Genomic DNA, 4,504 nt, shown 5'->3' with positions numbered 1-4,504 from the left:
ATCGACCACCTCATCCAGCACACGCGCGAAGACCGGAAACGCCTCGTACAACTCCCGGCCCATACCCGCACGCTGACTCCCCTGCCCGGAGAACAGCACGGCGAGCTTGCCTGGCCGCGGTGTGGCCGTGAGGAGGCCGGGGGCGGTTTCGCCGGTGGCGACAGCGGTGAGTGACCGGGTCAGTCCGTCGCGGTCGGCCGCGACGACCGCCGCGCGGTGCTCGAAGGAGGCTCGCGTGGTGGCGAGGGCGTACGAGAGGTCGGTGAGGTCGAGGTCAGGATGTTCGGCCAGCAGGGTCAAGAGGGCACGGGCCTGGTCGCGCAGGGCCCCGGGGGCCTTGGCGGAGACCAGGAACGGCGGCAGAAAGCCCGCCCCGGTTTTCCCCGCCGTCTCCTCCGGCTCGGCCTGCGGGTCCGGGGCCTCCTCGATGATCAGGTGCGCGTTGGTGCCGCTCGCGCCGAAGGAGGAGACACCGGCGCGACGCGGCCGGCCGTCGGTCTTCCAGGGACGGGCCTCGGTGAGCAGCTCGACCGTGCCCGCCGACCAGTCCACGTGCGCGCTCGGCTCGGTGACGTGCAGGGTCTGGGGCAGTACGTCGTGCCGCATCGCCATGACCATCTTGATCACGCCGGCGACGCCGGCCGCGGCCTGGGTGTGGCCCAGGTTGGACTTCAGCGATCCCAGCCACAGTGGCCGGTCCGCCGGACGTCCCTGCCCGTAGGTGGCGATGACGGCCTGGGCCTCGATGGGGTCGCCGAGGGTCGTGCCGGTGCCGTGCCCCTCGACCGCGTCGATGTCGCCGGCGGTCAGGCGGGCGTCGACCAGCGCCTGGCGGATGACGTCGCGCTGGGAGGGGCCGTTGGGGGCGGTGAGGCCGTTGGAGGCACCGTCCTGGTTGACGGCCGAGCCGCGGATGACGGCGAGTACCTGGTGTCCGTTGCGCCGGGCGTCGGAGAGCCGCTCCAGCATCAGCACGCCGACGCCCTCGGACCAGCCGGTGCCGTCGGCACTGTCGGAGAACGGCTTGCACCGGCCGTCGGCGGCCAGGCCGCCCTGCCGGCTGAAGGCGACGAACGGTTCGGGTTTGACGAGGAGCGCGACGCCGCCCGCCAGGGCGAGCGAGCATTCCTGGCGGCGCAGCGCGTGGCAGGCCAGGTGCATGGCCACGAGGGAGGAGGAACAGGCCGTGTCCACGGTCACGGCCGGCCCCTCCAGACCGAGGGTGTAGGCGACCCGTCCGGTGATCACGGAGCCCGAGCTGCCCGTCATCATGTAGGCCTCGGCCACTTCCGGCCGGGTGGCGACGAGTTCGCCGTAGTCGTGACCGCCCGAGCCGGTGAAGGCACCGACGGGGGCACCGCGCAGCGCGTGGGGATCGATACCGGCGCGTTCGCACGCTTCCCAGGCCACCTCCAGAACCAGCCGCTGTTGCGGGTCCATGGCCAGCGCCTCACGGGGGCTGATGCCGAAGAATCCCGGGTCGAAGCCCGCGATGTCGTCGACGAAGCCGCCCTCACGGACGTACGAGGTGCCGGGACGGTCCCGTTCCGGGTGGAGCAGGGCCTCCAGGTTCCATCCGCGGTCGTCGGGGAACGGGCCGATGGCGTCACGTCCCTCGGCGACGAGCCGCCACAGGTCCTCCGGAGAGCGCACCCCGCCGGGATAGCGGCAGCTCATCGCGATGATGGCGATGGGCTCCTGGTGTCGGTCCTCGCTCTGCCGCAGCCGCTGACGCGTCTGATGCAGCTCGGCGCTCACCTTCTTGAGGTAGTCGAGAACCTTTTTCTCGTCCTGCACCAAGGTCACCCCACTGCGCAAATAATGACGATCCGTGATCAATGGCTATGAATGATCAGTGCCTAAGAATTCAGTGCGGCGACGGGGCCGCCTACCCCTAGTCGCCCCTAGAAGGCCCGTGCGGGCGGCGGCCCCCGGCGAGGGCGGGTCAGCCGACGCCGAGTTCCTTGTCGATGAAGGCGAGGACGACGTCGGCGTCGGCGTCCTCGAGACGGCCGGCGATGTCGTCGGCGTCCCCGGACGTGGCGGACGTACCGGATGTGGCGGACGTACCGGTCGTGGCGGTCGTGCCCGTGCCGGCGGTGAGGCGGGAGGCCAGGGCCTGGAGGCGGGCGGCGAGCCGGTTCCGGTCGATGTCCTCCCGGGGGAGGCCGGGCGCCACGGCTTCCAGCCGGTCCAGGCCGGCCAGGACCGCGGTGAGCGGGTCCGCGTCCGCTCCGAGGAGTTCGGTCCGCAGGTGGCGGGCGAGAGCGGTAGGGGTGGCGTGGTCGAAGATCAGGGTGGCGGGCAGGTCCAGTCCGAGCACGGAGGCCAGGCGCTGGCGGAAGTCGACGGCGGTCATGGAGTCGAACCCGATGTCCTTGAACGCCCGGCCGGGCTCGACCTCCTCGCGGTCGTAGCCGAGGACTCGGGCGGCTTGGGCGGTCACGAGTTCCACCAGGGTCCGCTCCTGGTCGGTCTCGGAGAGCGCGGCCAGGCGAAGGACGGACAGCGGTTCCAGTGGCTCCCGGTGCGCGCCTTCGTCCGCCGGCGGGTCCTGGAGGGCGGTACGGTCCCGCCCGGCGCCGGTGGCCTCGGGGAGAGCCCGCAGCAGCGGCCGGGCGCGGTCGAAGCCGTAGACGGCGGCGAAGCGCGGCCAGTCGAAGTCCCCGACGACCAGTTGTGTCTCGTCGTCGTCCAGGGCCTGGCGGAGCACCTCCAGCGCGGGTTCGGGGTCCATCGCGGGGACTCCGGCGCGGCGCAGGGCGGCCTCGGCCTCGGCCTCGACCATGCCGCCACGCCAGGGCCCCCAGGCGATGGAGGTGGCGGCCTGGCCTCGGGCGCGCCGCCGGTGGGCCAGGGCGTCCAGGTGGGCGTTGCCCGCGGCGTAGGCCGCCTGTCCGGCGCTGCCCCAGACGGCGGCGCCGGAGGAGAACAGGACGAAGGCGTCCAGCGGCCGGTCGCGGAGGACCTCGTCGAGGTGGCGTGCGCCCTCGGTCTTGGCGCGTATGACGTCGGCGAAGGTCTCCGGTGCCATGTCCGTGAGGTCGACGGGTTCGCGCAGGACGCCGGCGGCGTGCACCACGGCGGTCAGGGGGTGCTCACCGGGTACGTGGTCCAGGAGGGCGAAGACCTCTTCCCGGTCCGCGACGTCGCAGGCCACGACGGTGACCTGTGCGCCCTGGGCGGTCAACTCGGCGGCCAGTTCGGCGGCGCCGGGGGCGTCCGGGCCGCGTCGGCTCGTGAGGAGGAGGTGACGGGCGCCGTGACGGACCAGCCACCGGGCCGTGTGCGCACCGAGAACGCCGGTCCCCCCGGTGACCAGCACGGTCCCGCGAGGCTGCCACGCCCCCGCGCCGGGCCGGAGCCGAGGAGCCCGGACCATGCGCCGGCCGAACACGCCGCCGGACCGTACGGCCACCTGGTCCTCACCGTCCGGATCGGCCAGCAGGCCGACGACGCGGAGGGCGAGTTCACCCATCGGGAGGGCGTCGGGGCCGGGCACGTCGACGAGGCCGCCCCAGGTGTCCGGGTGGTCCAGGGCCAGGACGGTCCCGGTCCCCCACAGCTGGGCCTGGTCGCACCGGACGTCCTCGCCGGCGTCGACGGCTACGGCGCCACTGGTGACACACCAGAGCACGGCGGGTCCGGCAAGTCGGCGGGCCGCCTTGACCAGCGCGTGCGTGTGTACGAATCCCCGGGAGAGGCCCGCGTGGTGAGCGTGGGGAGCGTCGTCCAGCGCCAGCAGGGAGAGTACTCCGGAAGGGGTGCCGAGTCGCCCGGTCAGCAGGTCGAGGTCGGTGTCGGTGCTCGCGGTGTCGGTGCTCGCGGTCTCCGTGTCCGTGTCCGTGTCCGTGTCCGTGTCCGTGACGAGTACGGACGGGCGCCCGCCGCTCCGGGTGACGGCGTCCACGAGGGCCGGAACGAGAGGGTGCTCCTGATGGGACGCGGGGACGGCGATGATCCATGTCCCGTCCAGCCGGGGCTCCGCCGTCGAAGGCGCCACCGGGTGCCAGGCGATCCGGTAACGGAGGCGTTCGGGGCCGGTCGCCGGGTCTGCGGCACCCGGCGTGGCGTCGAGCCAGTAGCGCTTGCGCTGGAAGGCGTAGGTGGGCAGGGGAACCCGGCGGACGGGACCGGCGGCCGCGAGAACGGCGTCCCAGTCCAGGGACAGGCCACGCGCGTGCAACTGCCCGACGGCCCGCAGCAGGGACTCCGTCGCGTCGCCCTGTCTGCGGGCTGTGGCGACGTGCACGGCACCGTCCGCCTCGGGACGATCAGCGGCGAGCGCGGTCAGTACGGGCGCCGGCCCGACCTCCAGGAAGCGGCGCACGCCCCGGGCCATGAGGCTGCCCAGTCCGTCGTGGTAGCGGACGGTCTCACGGACGTGACGGACCCAGTACCCGGGATCGCACAGGTCCCCCGGTGCGGCGAGAGTGCCGGTCACGTTCGAGACGACGGGCAGGACCGGCTCACGGTAGGCGAGCTGGGCGGCGATCTTCCCGAA

General features: G+C 73.1%; 2 protein-coding genes. Both read right to left on the bottom strand.

What is annotated here, in order from left to right:
• Positions 1-1,797 (bottom strand): type I polyketide synthase (locus ACIQ1J_RS35315; RefSeq protein WP_403563489.1); only part of this gene is annotated, 1,797 nt, incomplete at its 3' end.
• Between the two features lie 148 nt (positions 1,798-1,945).
• Positions 1,946-4,504, bottom strand: a 2,559-nt coding sequence (locus ACIQ1J_RS35310; RefSeq protein WP_403563487.1) for a type I polyketide synthase, incomplete at its 5' end; no start/stop codon positions are given.

Origin of the sequence: Streptomyces sp. NPDC097107 (assembly GCF_044762405.1) — a bacterium.
In the GTDB taxonomy this organism is placed as follows: domain Bacteria; phylum Actinomycetota; class Actinomycetes; order Streptomycetales; family Streptomycetaceae; genus Streptomyces; species Streptomyces thinghirensis.
Note: the sequence above shows the minus strand (reverse complement) of the source record. Positions and strands in the feature narration are given on the sequence as shown.